This is a genomic window from Pseudomonas sp. SA233, assembly GCF_054792385.1.
In genome coordinates this window covers 4,382,567-4,396,320 of sequence record NZ_CP096449.1, presented here as the reverse complement: position 1 = coordinate 4,396,320, position 13,754 = coordinate 4,382,567, and the positions used below count along the sequence as shown (strand labels likewise).

The window sequence follows — 13,754 nt, the reverse complement described above, 5'->3', positions numbered from 1 at the left end:
GGTCTTTGACCGGCTCCCCGAGAGGAAGGATCGGAACGTGATTGGACGTTTGCGCGGCACCCTGGCGGAAAAACAGCCGCCGCACCTGATTATCGACGTCAACGGCGTAGGTTACGAACTGGAAGTTCCCATGACCACGCTGTACCGTCTGCCCAAGGTGGGCGAACCCGTAACCGTGCACACCCACCTGGTGGTGCGCGAGGATGCTCACCTGCTCTACGGTTTTGCCGAAAAGCGTGAGCGTGAGCTGTTCCGCGAGCTCATCCGCCTGAACGGCGTAGGGCCGAAGCTGGCCTTGGCGCTCATGTCCGGGCTGGAAGTGGACGAGCTGGTGCGCTGCGTGCAGGCCCAGGATACTTCGGCCCTGGTGCGCGTGCCCGGCGTCGGCAAGAAGACCGCCGAACGCCTGCTGGTCGAGCTCAAGGACCGCTTCAAGGCTTGGGAAACCTCCCCGGCCATGTTTACCCTGGTCTCCGACGGGCCGCTGCCGGTTGCCAGCGCATCCACAGCCGAAGCCGATGCCGTCAGCGCCCTGGTTTCGCTGGGCTACAAGCCGCAGGAAGCCAGCAAGGCAATCGCCGCGATCAAGGACAAGGCCGGCCTGAGCAGTGAGGAACTGATTCGTCGCAGCCTGAAAGGGATGATTACCAAGTGATCGAAGCCGACCGCCTGATCGCCGCCAGTGGCCGCGACCGTGAAGAAGTCCAGGACCGTGCGATTCGCCCGCTACGGCTGGACGAGTACATCGGCCAGCCGGTGGTACGCGAGCAGATGGCGCTGTTCATCCAGGCCGCCCGTGGCCGCAGCGAGTCGCTCGACCACACGCTGATCTTCGGCCCGCCCGGCTTGGGCAAGACCACCCTGGCCAACATCATCGCCCAGGAAATGGGCGTGTCGGTCAAGAGCACTTCGGGGCCCATTCTCGAGCGCCCGGGCGACCTCGCGGCCATGCTGACCAACCTCGAACCGCACGACGTGCTGTTCATCGACGAGATCCACCGGTTGTCACCGGTCGTCGAAGAGGTGCTGTACCCGGCGATGGAGGACTTCCAGCTCGACATCATGATCGGCGAAGGGCCTGCGGCCCGCTCGATCAAGCTGGACCTGCCGCCGTTCACCCTGGTCGGTGCCACCACCCGTGCCGGCATGCTCACCAACCCGCTGCGGGACCGCTTCGGTATCGTCCAGCGCCTGGAGTTCTACAGCGACAAGGACCTGGCCACCATCGTCAGCCGTTCGGCCGGCATCCTTGGCCTGGCCATCGAAGACCAAGGTGCCTACGAGATCGCCCGCCGGGCCCGTGGCACGCCACGTATCGCCAACCGCCTGCTGCGTCGCGTGCGCGACTACGCCGAAGTGCGCGGCAAGGGCCAGATCACCAAGGCCGTGGCCGACATGGCGCTCAACCTGCTGGACGTCGACGAGCGCGGTTTTGACCACTCCGACCGCCGCTTGCTGCTGACCATGATCGAGAAGTTCGACGGTGGCCCGGTCGGCGTGGACAACCTGGCGGCAGCCATCAGTGAAGAGCGCCACACCATCGAGGACGTGCTCGAGCCGTACCTGATCCAGCAAGGCTACATCATGCGCACGCCGCGCGGCCGCGTGGTCACCCGACATGCCTACCTGCACTTCGGCCTGAAGGTGCCCGGGCGCCTGGGGGAGGGTGGGGATTTTTCCGAAACGGGCGATGAGTGACAGATCGAAAACGGCTTTTCGTGGTCCTACCGCTGGCATGCCGAGGGTGCGCTGGCAATAAGACATTAATGAAGAAAAAACAGTTGCCACAGCGGATTGGCAAGCTGAGGAGTAAGCACTAGAGTATGCGCGCGCAAAATGGCCTGGAACCGTTCGCACACCGTTGTCGAGTCTATTACGAAGATACCGATGCCGGTGGCGTGGTGTATTACGTCAATTACCTGAAATTCATGGAGCGCGCGCGTACCGAGCGGCTGCGGCACCTGGGCTTTTCCCAGGCGCAGCTGGCCAAAGACAACCTGCTGTTCGTGGTCCACTCCAGCGAAGCGCGCTATCACGCGCCGGCGCGGCTGGACGACGAGCTGCGGGTGACCGCGCAAGTACTTGAACTCAATCGCGCCAGCCTGCGCTTCGTGCAGCAGGTCTGGCGGGAAAAGGATGAAACGCTGCTCTGCGAAGGGCAGTTCCTGGTGGCCGCCGTGCGCGCCGACACTTTCAAACCCCGAGCCATACCCCCGGAGCTGCGTGACGCCTTTGCGGCGGACGGCTCGGGTACTCAATCGAATGCAGGAGAATAAGCGTGGAAGCTAACGTCGTCGACCATACCTCCATGTGGAGTCTGGTCAGCAATGCCAGTGTGCTGGTACAGCTGGTAATGCTGACCCTGGTGGCCGCCTCGGTCACCTCATGGGTCATGATCTTCCAGCGCAGCACCATGCTGCGCGCCGGTCGTCGTGCGCTGGATGCCTTCGAGGAGCGCTTCTGGTCGGGCATCGACCTGTCCAAGCTGTACCGTCAGGCAGGCAGCAACCCAGACCCGGATTCCGGTGTCGAGCAGGTCTTCCGTGCCGGCTTCAAGGAATTCTCGCGCCTGCGCCAGCAGCCTGGCGTTGACCCGGACGCGGTCATGGAGGGCGTTGCCCGTGCCATGCGCGTAGCCATCTCGCGCGAGGAAGAAAAACTCGAGCAGAGCCTGCCGTTCCTGGCCACCGTCGGTTCGACCAGCCCGTACATCGGCCTGTTCGGTACCGTATGGGGCATCATGAACTCCTTCCGCGGCCTGGCCAGCGCCCAGCAGGCCACCCTGGCCACGGTCGCCCCGGGTATTGCCGAAGCGCTGATCGCCACCGCCATCGGCCTGTTCGCGGCAATTCCGGCGGTCATCGCCTACAACCGCTTCTCGGCGCGCAGCGAAGTGCTGATCGGCCGTTACTACACCTTCGCCGACGAGTTCCAGGCGATCCTGCACCGCAAAGTGCACACCAGCGAAGAGTAATCAGGTAGAAGCCCATGGCCCGAGTTCGCCACAAACGCAAGCCCGTCGCCGAGATGAACGTGGTGCCCTACATCGACGTGATGCTGGTACTGCTGGTCATCTTCATGGTGACGGCGCCCATGCTCAACCAGGGCGTCAAGGTAGACCTGCCCAAGGTTTCCAGTGAAGCCTTGCCGCAGGACAACAACGTCCAGATCCTCACCATCTCCATCAAGGCCGACAAGACCTACTACTGGAACCTCGGCAGCGAAGTCGATACCGACAAGCAGATGGACAAGGCCATGACCTTGCCAGCCATGACCGACGCGGTGACCAAGATCATTGCCGCCGGCCGTGACCAGGGCAAGCAGACCCAGGTGTTCATTCGTGGCGACAAGGCTGTCGACTATGGCGCGGTCATGGGTGCCATGGGCGGGTTGCAGAAGGCCGGTGTCGGTAACGTTGGCCTGATTACCGAGGCGCCCTGATGCAACAGCGAGAGCCATCCGCCTCGGAAAGCTACTTCTGGCCCAGTATCTGGGCCATCGGCCTGCATGTGCTGGTGTTCGCCCTGCTGTTCGTCAGTTTTGCCATGACGCCTGAGCTGCCGCCATCCAAGCCGATCGTCCAGGCTACCCTGTACCAGCTCAAGTCCAAGAGCCAGGCGACCACCCAGACCAATCAGAAGATTGCCGGGGAAGCGAAGAAAACCGCTTCGCGCCAGACCGAAGTCGAGCAGCTGGAACAGAAGAAGGTCGAGCAGGAGGCCGTGAAGGCCGCGGAACAAAAGAAAGCCGACGCTGCTCAAAAGGCCGAGGAGGCCCGCGAGGCCGCCGAAGCCAAGAAAGCCGAGGCAGCTGCCGAGGCCGCCAAGGCCGCCGAGGCCAAGAAAGCCGCCGAAGCCAAGAAGGCCGAAGAGGCGAAGAAGGCTGCCGAGAAGCAGCAGGCCGACATCGCCAAGAAGAAGGCCGAGGAAGAAAAGAAAAAAGCCGAAGAAGAGGCCAAGAAAGAGGCCGCTGAAGAGGCGAAGAAACAAGCCGCCGAGGACGCCAAGAAAAAGGCGGCCGAAGAGGCCAAGAAGAAAGCAGCCGAGGACGCCAAGAAGAAAGCGGTAGCCGAGGAAGCGAAGAAGAAGGCAGCTGAAGAGGCCAAGAAAAAGGCCGCTGCAGATGCCCAGAAGAAAAAGGCACAGGAAGCGGCCCGCAAGGCGGCGGAAGACAAGAAAGCCCAGGCCCTGGCCGAGCTGTTGTCCGACACCACCGAACGGCAGCAGGCGCTGGCCGACGAGCAGGGTGACCAGGTGGCCGGCGACTTCGACGACCTGATCCGCATGCGCGCGGCCGAGGGCTGGGCTCGTCCGCCTTCCGCGCGCAAGGGCATGACGGTGGTCCTGCAGATCAACATGTTGCCGGACGGTACCATCACCAGCGTCAGCGTGGCCCGGTCCAGTGGTGACGGCCCGTACGACAGCTCGGCGGTGGCAGCAGTGAAGAACATCGGTCGTCTGACCGAGATGCAGGGTATGAAGCCGAGCGATTTCAACCAATATCGTTCGTTCAAGATGACATTTACACCTGAGGATCTAGCGTTGTGATTAAACGTCTGAGAGGACTGCTGGTCATGCTGTGCTGCGTGGCAGGCATGGCCGTGGCAGAGGAAAAGAACATCCTGGTCACCAGCGGCAGCGACCGGGCCACGCCCATCGCGGTAGTGCCGTTCGGTCTGCAAGGCGGCAGCGTGCTGCCGGAAGACATGGCCGACATCATCGGCAACGACCTGCGCAACTCCGGCTACTACTCGCCGATTCCGCGGCAGAACATGATCAGCCAGCCGTCGCAGGCCAGCGAAGTGATCTTCCGTGACTGGAAAGCGCTGGGTGCGCAGTACGTGATGGTTGGCAGCATCGTGCCGTCGGGCGGTCGCCTGCAGGTGCAGTACGCGCTGTTCAACGTCGCCACCGAGCAGCAAGTGCTGACCGGTAGCGTGGCGGGCAGCGTCGACCAGCTGCGTGACATGGCGCACTACATTGCCGACCAGTCGTTCGAGAAGCTCACCGGCATCAAGGGTGCTTTCTCCACCCGCATGCTGTACGTGACGGCCGAGCGCTTCTCCACCAACAACACCCGCTATACCCTGCAGCGTTCGGACTATGACGGTGCACGCGCGGTCACCCTGCTGCAATCGCGCGAGCCGATCCTGTCGCCACGCTTTGCACCGGATGGCAAGCGCATCGCCTATGTCTCGTTCGAGCAGAAGCGTCCGCGCATCTTCGTCCAGCACATCGATACCGGTCGCCGCGAGCAGGTCACCAATTTCGAAGGCCTGAACGGTGCGCCAGCCTGGTCGCCGGATGGCACGCGCCTGGCGTTCGTGCTGTCGAAGGACGGCAACCCGGACATCTACGTGATGAACGTGGCTTCGCGCCAGATCAGCCGTGTCACCGCTGGCCCGGGCATCAACACCGAGCCGTTCTGGGGCAAGGATGGCAACACCCTGTACTTCACCTCCGACCGTGGCGGCAAGCCGCAGATCTACAAGCAGTCGGTCGGTGGCGGTGGTGCCGAGCGTGTAACTTTCGTGGGTAACTACAACGCCAACCCGAAACTGTCGGCGGACGAAAAGACCCTGGTGATGATCCATCGCCAGCAGGGCTTCACCAACTTCAAAGTTGCGGCCCAGGATTTGCAACGCGGAAGTGTAAAGATTCTCTCTGAAACGAGTCTTGATGAGTCTCCCACTGTTGCGCCAAACGGCACCATGCTAATCTACGCCACCCGCCAGCAGGGCCGGGGAGTCTTGATGCTCGTGTCGCTTAATGGCCGCGTGAGGCTCCCACTTCCTACCGCTCAAGGCGAAGTCAGAGAACCGTCCTGGTCCCCTTACCTGAACTGATTGCGGCGTAATACTTTTGCTTAACACACTGGGGTTTCATTAGGAGTTTCACGATGGAAATGCTGAAGTTTGGTAAATTTGCTGCGCTGGCTCTGGCCATGGCCGTAGCTGTAGGTTGCTCCTCGAAGGGCGGTGACAACGCAGGCGAAGGCGCTGCTGTAGATCCGAACGCTGGCTACGGTGCCAACACTGGCGCTGTTGACGGCTCCCTGAGCGAAGAAGCTGCCCTGCGCGCAATCACCACCTTCTACTTCGAATACGACAGCTCGGACCTGAAGCCAGAAGCCATGCGCGCCCTGGACGTTCACGCCAAGGACCTGAAAGCCAACGGCAACCGCGTTGTCCTGGAAGGCAACACCGACGAGCGCGGCACCCGCGAGTACAACATGGCTCTGGGTGAGCGTCGTGCCAAGGCCGTTCAGCGTTACCTGGTTCTGCAGGGCGTTTCCCCTGCTCAGCTGGAACTGGTCTCCTACGGTGAAGAGCGTCCGGTTGCCACTGGCAACGACGAGCAGTCCTGGGCTCAGAACCGTCGCGTAGAACTGCGTAAGTAAGTTCTTATGCGTATGTGCCGCCGTGTAGTAACCGTCCTCGCACTCAGCCTGCCGCTCGCGGCCTGGGCTGAGGTCCCTGTAGTTGATGACAACGCAGGCAGCTATCCGCCTGCGGGTTATGGCACGAGCGGCGCCTATGCCGGGTCAGGGGCTTCGGCCCCTGCCTCTGCACAGGGCCAGCTGTTCATGCAGCTGCAACAGATGCAGGATCAGCTTTCCCGCCAGCAAGGCATCATCGAAGAGCTGCAGAACGATGTGTCGCGCATGAAGCAGGAAAACCTGGAGCGTTACCAGGACCTGGACCGTCGCATCAACAGTGGCGCCGCGCCTGCCGCGACCCCTGACAATTCCTCCGGTGGTGGTGCATCCAATGCCGCCCCCGATGCAGCAGCAGGTGCTGCTGCGCAACAACCGGCCGCCAGTAGCGAGCCCGGTGATCCGGCGAAAGAAAAGCTCTACTACGATGCCGCTTTCGACCTGATCAAGCAGAAAGACTTCGACAAGGCCAGCCAGGCGTTCAACGCCTTCCTGCGCAAGTACCCCAACAGCCAGTACGCCGGCAATGCCCAGTACTGGCTGGGTGAAGTGAACCTGGCCAAGGGCGACCTGCCGGCTGCCAGCCAGGCCTTCGCCCAGGTCAGCCAGAAGTATCCGAAGCACAGCAAGGTGCCGGATTCGCTGTACAAGCTGGCCGACGTCGAGCGCCGCATGGGCCACACCGACAAGGTCAAGGGTATCCTGCAGCAGGTCATCACCCAGTACCCCGGCACCTCCGCCGCGCAACTGGCCCAGCGTGACCTGCAGAAGCTCTAAGCAGTACCGCTTGAAAGAAACCCGCGCTTGTCGCGGGTTTTTTCGTTAGAATCAATGCCCTTTTTTCGTAAACACGCTGCTGCGGATAACGCTATGTCGAGTCCGCGACAGTGCCTGACGGAGGCGGGCAGCCTGTTTAGCTGTCACGCCCGTGGCGAGCATGCAAGACACATTACGCATCACCGAAGTCTTTTACTCTTTGCAGGGTGAAACGCGAACGGCTGGGTTGCCCACGGTATTCGTGCGCCTCACCGGTTGCCCCCTGCGCTGCCAGTACTGTGACAGTGCCTATGCCTTCAGTGGCGGCACCGTTCGCACCCTCGATTCGATCCTTGAGCAGGTCGCCGGCTTCAAGCCGCGCTACGTTTGCGTCACCGGCGGCGAGCCATTGGCCCAGCCCAACGCCTTGCCGCTGTTGCAGCGCCTGTGTGACGCCGGTTACGAAGTGTCGCTGGAAACCAGCGGCGCGCTGGATATTGCCGGCACCGACACCCGCGTCAGCCGCGTGGTCGACCTGAAGACCCCAGGCTCCGAAGAGTCGCACCGTAACCGCTACGAGAACATCGAGCAGCTGACCCGCAACGACCAGGTCAAGTTCGTCATCTGTTCCCGTGAGGACTATGACTGGGCGGTCTCCAAGCTGATCCAGTACAACCTGGCCGAGCGTGCCGGTGAGGTGTTGTTCTCGCCCAGCCACCACCAGGTGAACGCCAGCGAGCTGGCGGACTGGATCGTCGCCGACAACCTGCCCGTACGCTTCCAGCTGCAGCTGCACAAGCTGCTGTGGAACGACGAACCCGGACGTTGATTGAGGAGCAAGTACACATGACCGACAAACGCGCAGTAATCCTGCTGTCCGGCGGCCTGGACTCGGCCACCGTGGTCGCCATGGCCAAGGCCGAAGGCTACAGCTGCTACACCATGAGTTTCGACTACGGCCAGCGCCACCGCGCCGAACTGAACGCCGCCGCCCGCGTTGCCCGTGACCTGGGTGTGGTCGAGCACAAGGTGATTGGCCTGAACCTGGACGGCATCGGTGGCTCGGCATTGACCGACAGCAGCATCGACGTACCGGAAACCCCGGGTGAAGGAATCCCGGTCACCTACGTGCCGGCGCGCAACACTGTGTTCCTGTCCCTGGCCCTGGGCTGGGCAGAGGTGCTGGAAGCCCGTGACATCTTCATTGGTGTGAATGCCGTGGATTACTCCGGCTACCCCGATTGCCGCCCCGAGTTCGTCGAAGCCTTCGAGCGCATGGCCAACCTGGCGACCAAGGCCGGCGTCCAAGGGCAGGGCTTCCGTATCCAGGCGCCCCTGCAGAACCTGAGCAAGGCGCAGATCGTGCAGGCCGGCATGGCTCGCGGTGTGGATTACAGCCTGACCGTTTCCTGCTACCAGGCTGATGATGACGGCCGTGCCTGCGGCAAATGCGACAGCTGCCGCCTGCGTGCCGACGGCTTCAAGGCAGCTGGTGTCGAAGACCCGACGCGGTACTTTTGAAAAAAGTTTGATGGGGTGTTGATTTCCCGTTAGAAATCAGTATTATACGCGCCATCCAACGGGTCGTTAGCTCAGTTGGTAGAGCAGTTGGCTTTTAACCAATTGGTCGTAGGTTCGAATCCTACACGACCCACCATATGCAGTACGTCAAAGCCCGCTACCGGCAACGGTGGCGGGCTTTTTCGTTTTCCGTTGGCCGAGTTTTATTGCTCGGTTTGCGCGATCGCTTGTAGGAGCGGCCTTGCGTCGCGATCGGGCTGCGTAGCAGCCCCAGCAATTTGTGCGTTTTTGCTGAAACCCTGGGGCTGCTGCGCAGCCCGATCGCGACGCAAGGCCGCTCCTACAGGGGGCTGTGCAGACTCCAGATGTCTTACTCAGCCCACTCCGGATCCCCGGTAAACACCACCGTCAGCCAGCGGTCCGGCCCTTCACCACCCACGTCATCACCGATCTCGTTGCGCCACGCATCCCATTCATCGATGGTTTTCGCGGCCATGGCCTTCGGCACGATGAAATACAGTTCGATCTCCCGCGAGCGCCCGACCTTGGCTACATAGGCGCGGTACGACTGCAACCCATGGCGTGCGACGAAGGCCTTGGCGACTTCATCCACGTGCAGCTTGAGGTCGCCAGGGTTCACCAGGAAAATTTCCGACAGGGCCTGGCGCACCACCGACATCGGCAACGGCACGATCACCAGGCAGACCAGCGCCAGCACCGCCGGGTCGATATACGGCGACACCCACTCCAGCGATGTGCCTTGCACCGCATAGCCAAAGCAGAAGGCGATCAGCAGCGCGGCGGTGATGCTGGCCGACATCACCCAGCCCTTGACGTCCATGCGCACGAAGTCCGAGCCCAGCTTGCGGTTGGCGCGGGCCTCGACAACAGCGATGGTCACGCAGGCGATCACGGTCAGCACCGCGTAGACCATGGCGATGCCGAACTCCAGGTGGCGCCCGCCTTGCAGCAGGCTGCTGACGGCGTTGATCAGCGCATAGATGGCCACGCCGCTGAGCAGGATGCCGTTGAGCGCCAGCACCATCGGCTCCAGGTGCCAGAAGCCCATGGTGAAGCGCTCACGCAACTTGCGTGACATCTGCACGCTGGTGGTGTGCGCGGTAATCAGCCTGACCACCACCAGCGACAGCCCGCTCATGCTGGCATCGACCAGCGAATAGACGCCGTCGAATACGATGGAGAACGAGCCGGAGGCCAGGCCGAAGGCGATGCCGATGACGGCGATGAACAGGGTGACGGCGATCGAGGTGCGTAACAGGCCCTGTTCGCTGGTGATGTCGAAGAAGGAAGATCTGGTTGGGGTTTGCATGATTGTGCTCGGTAAATAGCCCTGCTGCTATGTTGTATGTGCTGGCCTCTTCGCGGGTAAACCCGCTCCCACAGGGTTATGCTCTGACCTTGAAGGCAGCGCCGGGCCTTGTGGGAGCGGGTTTACCCGCGAAGAGGCCCTGACAGGTTAGACGCGGAACTGCTCCATCAGCGCCTGCTGCTGGTTGGCCAGCCGGTTCAGGGCCTGGCTGATCCGCGCCGACTCATCAGCCTGGCCTGCCAGCGATTCGGTCACATCGCGAATGCCGGCCACATTGCGGTTCACCTCTTCGGCTACGGCGCTCTGCTCTTCAGCCGCCGAGGCAATCTGCAGGTTCATGTCGCTGATCACTGCCACTGCCTCGCCAATACGTTGTAGCGCCGGCAGCGCCTGTTCCATCCGTGCGGCGCTGTCCTGGGCCTGACGCTGGCCTTGCTGCATCGCGCCCACCACATCCTGGGTGCCTTGCTGCAAGCCTTCGATGACCTGGCGAATTTCCTCCACCGACAACTGGGTACGCTGGGCCAGACCACGCACTTCATCTGCCACCACGGCAAAACCACGCCCGGCTTCGCCTGCACGGGCGGCTTCTATGGCGGCGTTGAGCGCCAGCAGGTTGGTTTGCTCGGCAATGGTGCGGATCACTTCCAGCACCGATCCGATCTGCCCGCTGCGGCCTTCCAGCGCGCGCGCCTCGTCCATGGCGGTGTTCATGCCAGCGGCCAGGCGGTCGATGCCCTGCCGGGTGCTGTCGATCAGCTGCAGGCCCTCGCGGCTGGCTTGGTCGGCAGCGCGTGCGGCCTGGGCCGCCTGCGAGGCGTTATGGGCGACATCCAGGGCGGTGGCGCTCATTTCATTGGCGGCGGTGGCCACCTGTTCGATTTCGCGGTGCTGTTGCTGCATGCCGCTGCTGGTCTGGCTGGCGATTGCTGCCGACTGGTCAGCGGTTCCGCGGGCTTCCTGCAGTGAGCCTTTGACCTGGGCTATGACTGGCTGCAGCTTGTCGAGAAAGCGGTTGAACCAACCGGTAAGCTGGCCCAGTTCGTCCTGGCGGGCATACTCCAGGCGGCGGGTAAGGTCGCCTTCGCCGCTGGCGATGTCTTCCAGGCGCGCGGCCACGGCCAGGATTGGCCGGGTCACCCCGCGTGCAGTCAGCCACACCAGCAGCAAACCGACTACCGCAGCGCCCAGGCCAACCAGCAAGCTGGTGAAGTTGGCGCTGTGGTTGTGCGCATCCAGGCGCTGGTTGAGGGCGACGGCAGGCGCCTGCAGCACGCTTTCCGGCAGTTCCAGCAATACCTGCCAGGGGGCGGCATCAGGGATTGGCGTGAACGGGTGGGCAACACGCAGCAGGCCGTCGGCTACCACCTTGTCCATGGGCTCGCCGAGCTTGCTGTCGTCGCGGCTGTTGCCGGCCAGCAGGCCGGCCGCGCTGGCGATACTGACCTGGCCCTGGCCGTCGAACAGCTCCCGGCGGCCGTCCACGCTCAACTGCTGCAGGTTGGCCAGGCCGATGTCCAGACCGACCACGCCGACCACCTTGCCGTGTTCCAGCAGTGGCAGGGCGATGCTGGTCATCAGTACCTGGCGGCCATTCACCTCGTCGAGATATGGCTCGAGCATGCAGGTTCTGGCGGTGTCCTGCGGGCAGGTCAGCCAGCGGTTCTTCGCCACGCCGTTGCTGCCGATGCTGGCATCACCGAGCATCGATTCCGGCATGGCTTCAAGCTCCAGGGTGCCGGGGCGGGGTTGTGACCAGTACAGCGAGAAGCGCCCGCTCTCATTGCTGCCCATTGCATCCTGGCCGAGGTACTGGCTGTCCGGGTCCAGGGCGTTGGGCTGGAACACCAGGTACAGACCGATCACATCCGGGTTGCCCGCCAGGCTGGCGCGGGCCTGGCGCGTCAGTTCGGCGCGCAGGTCGTTGCCGCCACGGGCCTTGAGCACCTGCACCAGGCGGGCAAAGCCATTGCCGTACTGGTAGGCGTCCATGAAATAGCGCTGGATGCGCAGAGCCTGGGTTTCAGCATGGGCCTGCAGGCGCAGGCGTGCGCTGCTGTCGAGCATTTCGGTATTGGCCTGGTTGACCAATGCCGCGCTGCGCCGCGCCTGGGCCAGCGATGTGGTTACCAGCAGGGCGACAATGGCCAGCAGGCACAGGCCGGCGAGCAGGGTTATCTTCCACTGGATGGAGAGGCGACGCAGCGGCATGAGGGCTTTCCTTTTCGATCAAATGCAACGCCCGCGATCAGGCGCGGGCGTTGTCGGCAGCATGGTTCATTCAGCGATGTAGTTGGGCGGCGAGTCCCTGAAGGCTTTGGTCAGCCAGGCCAGGTACAGCAGGCCGAGCAGTGCCCAGACGCCACCGAACAGCAGCGAGTGTGCGTTCAGGTCCAGCCACAGCGAGACGATGATGCAGAAGCCGATGGTGGGTGCCACCAGGTATGTCAGCTGGTTGGCCAGGCCCTGGCGCCTGCCTTCACGCAGATAGCAGTGGTTGATCACCGACAGGTTGACGAAGCTGAACGCGACCAGTGCACCGAAGTTGATGATCGAGGTGGCGGTAACCAGGTCGAAGAAGATCGCCGACAGCGAAATCAGCCCCACCACCGCAATATTCAGCACTGGCGTCTTGTAACGCGAGTGCAGGCGGGCGAACAGGCTGGCCGGGATCACATTGTCGCGGCCCATCACGTACAGCAGGCGCGACACGCTGGTCTGCGAGGCCAGGCCCGAGGCGATGGTGTTGATCACGGTGCAGGCGATGAAGATCGACTGGAACAGCTTGCCGCCGACGTACAGGGCGATTTCCGGCAGTGCTGCTTCCTGGTCGTGGAAACGGGACATGGTCGGGAAGTAGGCCTGGATGAAGTACGACACGGTGATGAACACCAGGCCGCCAATCAGGGCGGTGAGGAAGATCGCGCGAGGGATGGTCTTGCCCGGGTCGCGGGTTTCTTCGGACAGGCAGGTCACCGCGTCGAAGCCGAGGAACGAGAAGCACAGGATGGTCGCACCGGCGGCCAGGGCGCTGAGCTGGGTCTGATTGTCGGCGAACGGCAGCAGGCTCCAGGCGGTACCTAGCCCTTCACCCTGGTCCAGGCCGCGCACGCACAGGTAGATGAACACGGCGATGATCGCCACCTGCACGGCCACGAACAGCAGGTTGAAGTGCGCCACCAGGTTCACGCTGCGCATGTTGATCAGGCTGATCAGGGTGACGAAGCCGGCCACCCACATCCACTCCGGTACTTCCGGGAACATGGCCGAAAGGTACAGCTTGGCCAGCAAGGCGTTGACCATTGGCAGCAGCAGGTAGTCCAGCAACGACGACCAGCCGACCAGGAAGCCGACGTGCGGGTTGATCGCGCGCTGGGTGTAGGTGTAGGCCGAGCCCGCCTGCGGGAAGCGCCTTACCAAGGTGCCGTAGCTCACGGCGGTGAACAGGATCCCGGCCAGTGCCAGGATGTAGGCGCTGGGTACGTGGCCGGCAGTAATCCCGGAAACGATACCGAAGGTGTCGAACACGGTCATCGGGGTCAGGTAGGCCAGACCAATGATGATCACGTGCCAGAGACGCAGGGTTTTACGGAGTTGGCCGTTGCCGGAAGCGCTGTGGTCAGGCTGCATGCTGGCATGGCTCCTGCGGCTGGGCGTAAACGGCGGGCACGGTGTACTGCGCATGCGGCAAGGGCGAGCGGGTGGGCTCCAT

Annotated in this window: 14 protein-coding genes and 1 tRNA gene; 12 read left to right on the top strand and 3 right to left on the bottom strand. The window is 62.8% G+C overall.

Annotation, left to right across the window (positions count from 1 at the left end; all coding sequences use genetic code 11):
- The first annotated feature begins 37 nt into the window (after positions 1 to 37).
- From ruvA to M1D87_RS20145, 12 genes are all read left to right on the top strand, one after another.
- Entirely contained in the window at positions 38 to 655 is a 618-nt protein-coding gene (gene ruvA, locus M1D87_RS20200) for a Holliday junction branch migration protein RuvA (protein ID WP_015271473.1), read from the top strand.
- Positions 652 to 1,698 (top strand): Holliday junction branch migration DNA helicase RuvB, encoded by a 1,047-nt coding sequence (gene ruvB, locus M1D87_RS20195; protein ID WP_123085786.1) that lies wholly within the window; start codon positions 652 to 654, stop codon positions 1,696 to 1,698. The genes ruvA and ruvB overlap by 4 nt, the downstream gene beginning before the upstream one ends.
- Positions 1,699 to 1,823: 125 nt before the next feature.
- Positions 1,824 to 2,276: a tol-pal system-associated acyl-CoA thioesterase gene (gene ybgC, locus M1D87_RS20190; protein WP_123085787.1), complete on the top strand. Its 453-nt coding sequence runs from the start codon at positions 1,824 to 1,826 to the stop codon at positions 2,274 to 2,276.
- A 2-nt stretch (positions 2,277 to 2,278) separates the two neighbouring features.
- Positions 2,279 to 2,974 (top strand): protein TolQ, encoded by a 696-nt coding sequence (gene tolQ / locus M1D87_RS20185; RefSeq protein WP_015271471.1) that lies wholly within the window; start codon positions 2,279 to 2,281, stop codon positions 2,972 to 2,974.
- Positions 2,975 to 2,988: 14 nt separating this feature from the next.
- Positions 2,989 to 3,441, top strand: a complete 453-nt coding sequence (gene tolR / locus M1D87_RS20180) for a protein TolR (protein WP_003254760.1) — start codon at positions 2,989 to 2,991, stop codon at positions 3,439 to 3,441.
- Positions 3,441 to 4,547: a cell envelope integrity protein TolA gene (gene tolA / locus M1D87_RS20175; protein WP_013973804.1), complete on the top strand. Its 1,107-nt coding sequence runs from the start codon at positions 3,441 to 3,443 to the stop codon at positions 4,545 to 4,547. Before tolR ends, tolA begins: the two co-directional genes overlap by 1 nt.
- 26 nt (positions 4,548 to 4,573) lie before the next feature.
- Positions 4,574 to 5,845, top strand: coding sequence for a Tol-Pal system beta propeller repeat protein TolB (gene tolB / locus M1D87_RS20170; RefSeq protein ID WP_038408273.1), 1,272 nt, complete (start codon positions 4,574 to 4,576; stop codon positions 5,843 to 5,845).
- A gap of 53 nt (positions 5,846 to 5,898) precedes the next feature.
- Complete coding sequence (gene pal / locus M1D87_RS20165) at positions 5,899 to 6,399, top strand: peptidoglycan-associated lipoprotein Pal (RefSeq protein ID WP_003254755.1); 501 nt, start codon at positions 5,899 to 5,901, stop codon at positions 6,397 to 6,399.
- Between the two features lie 6 nt (positions 6,400 to 6,405).
- Positions 6,406 to 7,212, top strand: a complete 807-nt coding sequence (gene ybgF / locus M1D87_RS20160) for a tol-pal system protein YbgF (RefSeq protein ID WP_004375252.1) — start codon at positions 6,406 to 6,408, stop codon at positions 7,210 to 7,212.
- A gap of 160 nt (positions 7,213 to 7,372) precedes the next feature.
- Positions 7,373 to 8,020: a 7-carboxy-7-deazaguanine synthase QueE gene (queE, locus tag M1D87_RS20155; RefSeq protein ID WP_015271468.1), complete on the top strand. Its 648-nt coding sequence runs from the start codon at positions 7,373 to 7,375 to the stop codon at positions 8,018 to 8,020.
- A gap of 17 nt (positions 8,021 to 8,037) precedes the next feature.
- Complete coding sequence (gene queC / locus M1D87_RS20150; RefSeq protein WP_259677136.1) at positions 8,038 to 8,712, top strand: 7-cyano-7-deazaguanine synthase QueC; 675 nt, start codon at positions 8,038 to 8,040, stop codon at positions 8,710 to 8,712.
- Between the two features lie 60 nt (positions 8,713 to 8,772).
- Positions 8,773 to 8,848, top strand: a tRNA-Lys gene (locus M1D87_RS20145).
- Between the two features lie 234 nt (positions 8,849 to 9,082).
- Here M1D87_RS20145 and M1D87_RS20140 read toward each other — a convergent pair.
- The 3 genes from M1D87_RS20140 to M1D87_RS20130 form a co-directional block, all read right to left on the bottom strand.
- Positions 9,083 to 10,042 (bottom strand): cation diffusion facilitator family transporter, encoded by a 960-nt coding sequence (locus M1D87_RS20140; protein WP_421091761.1) that lies wholly within the window; start codon positions 10,040 to 10,042, stop codon positions 9,083 to 9,085.
- Between the two features lie 147 nt (positions 10,043 to 10,189).
- Positions 10,190 to 12,253 (bottom strand): methyl-accepting chemotaxis protein McpU, encoded by a 2,064-nt coding sequence (gene mcpU / locus M1D87_RS20135; RefSeq protein ID WP_123083851.1) that lies wholly within the window; start codon positions 12,251 to 12,253, stop codon positions 10,190 to 10,192.
- Between the two features lie 66 nt (positions 12,254 to 12,319).
- Positions 12,320 to 13,672, bottom strand: a complete 1,353-nt coding sequence (locus tag M1D87_RS20130; RefSeq protein WP_123083850.1) for an APC family permease — start codon at positions 13,670 to 13,672, stop codon at positions 12,320 to 12,322.
- Between the last annotated feature and the right edge of the window lie 82 nt (positions 13,673 to 13,754).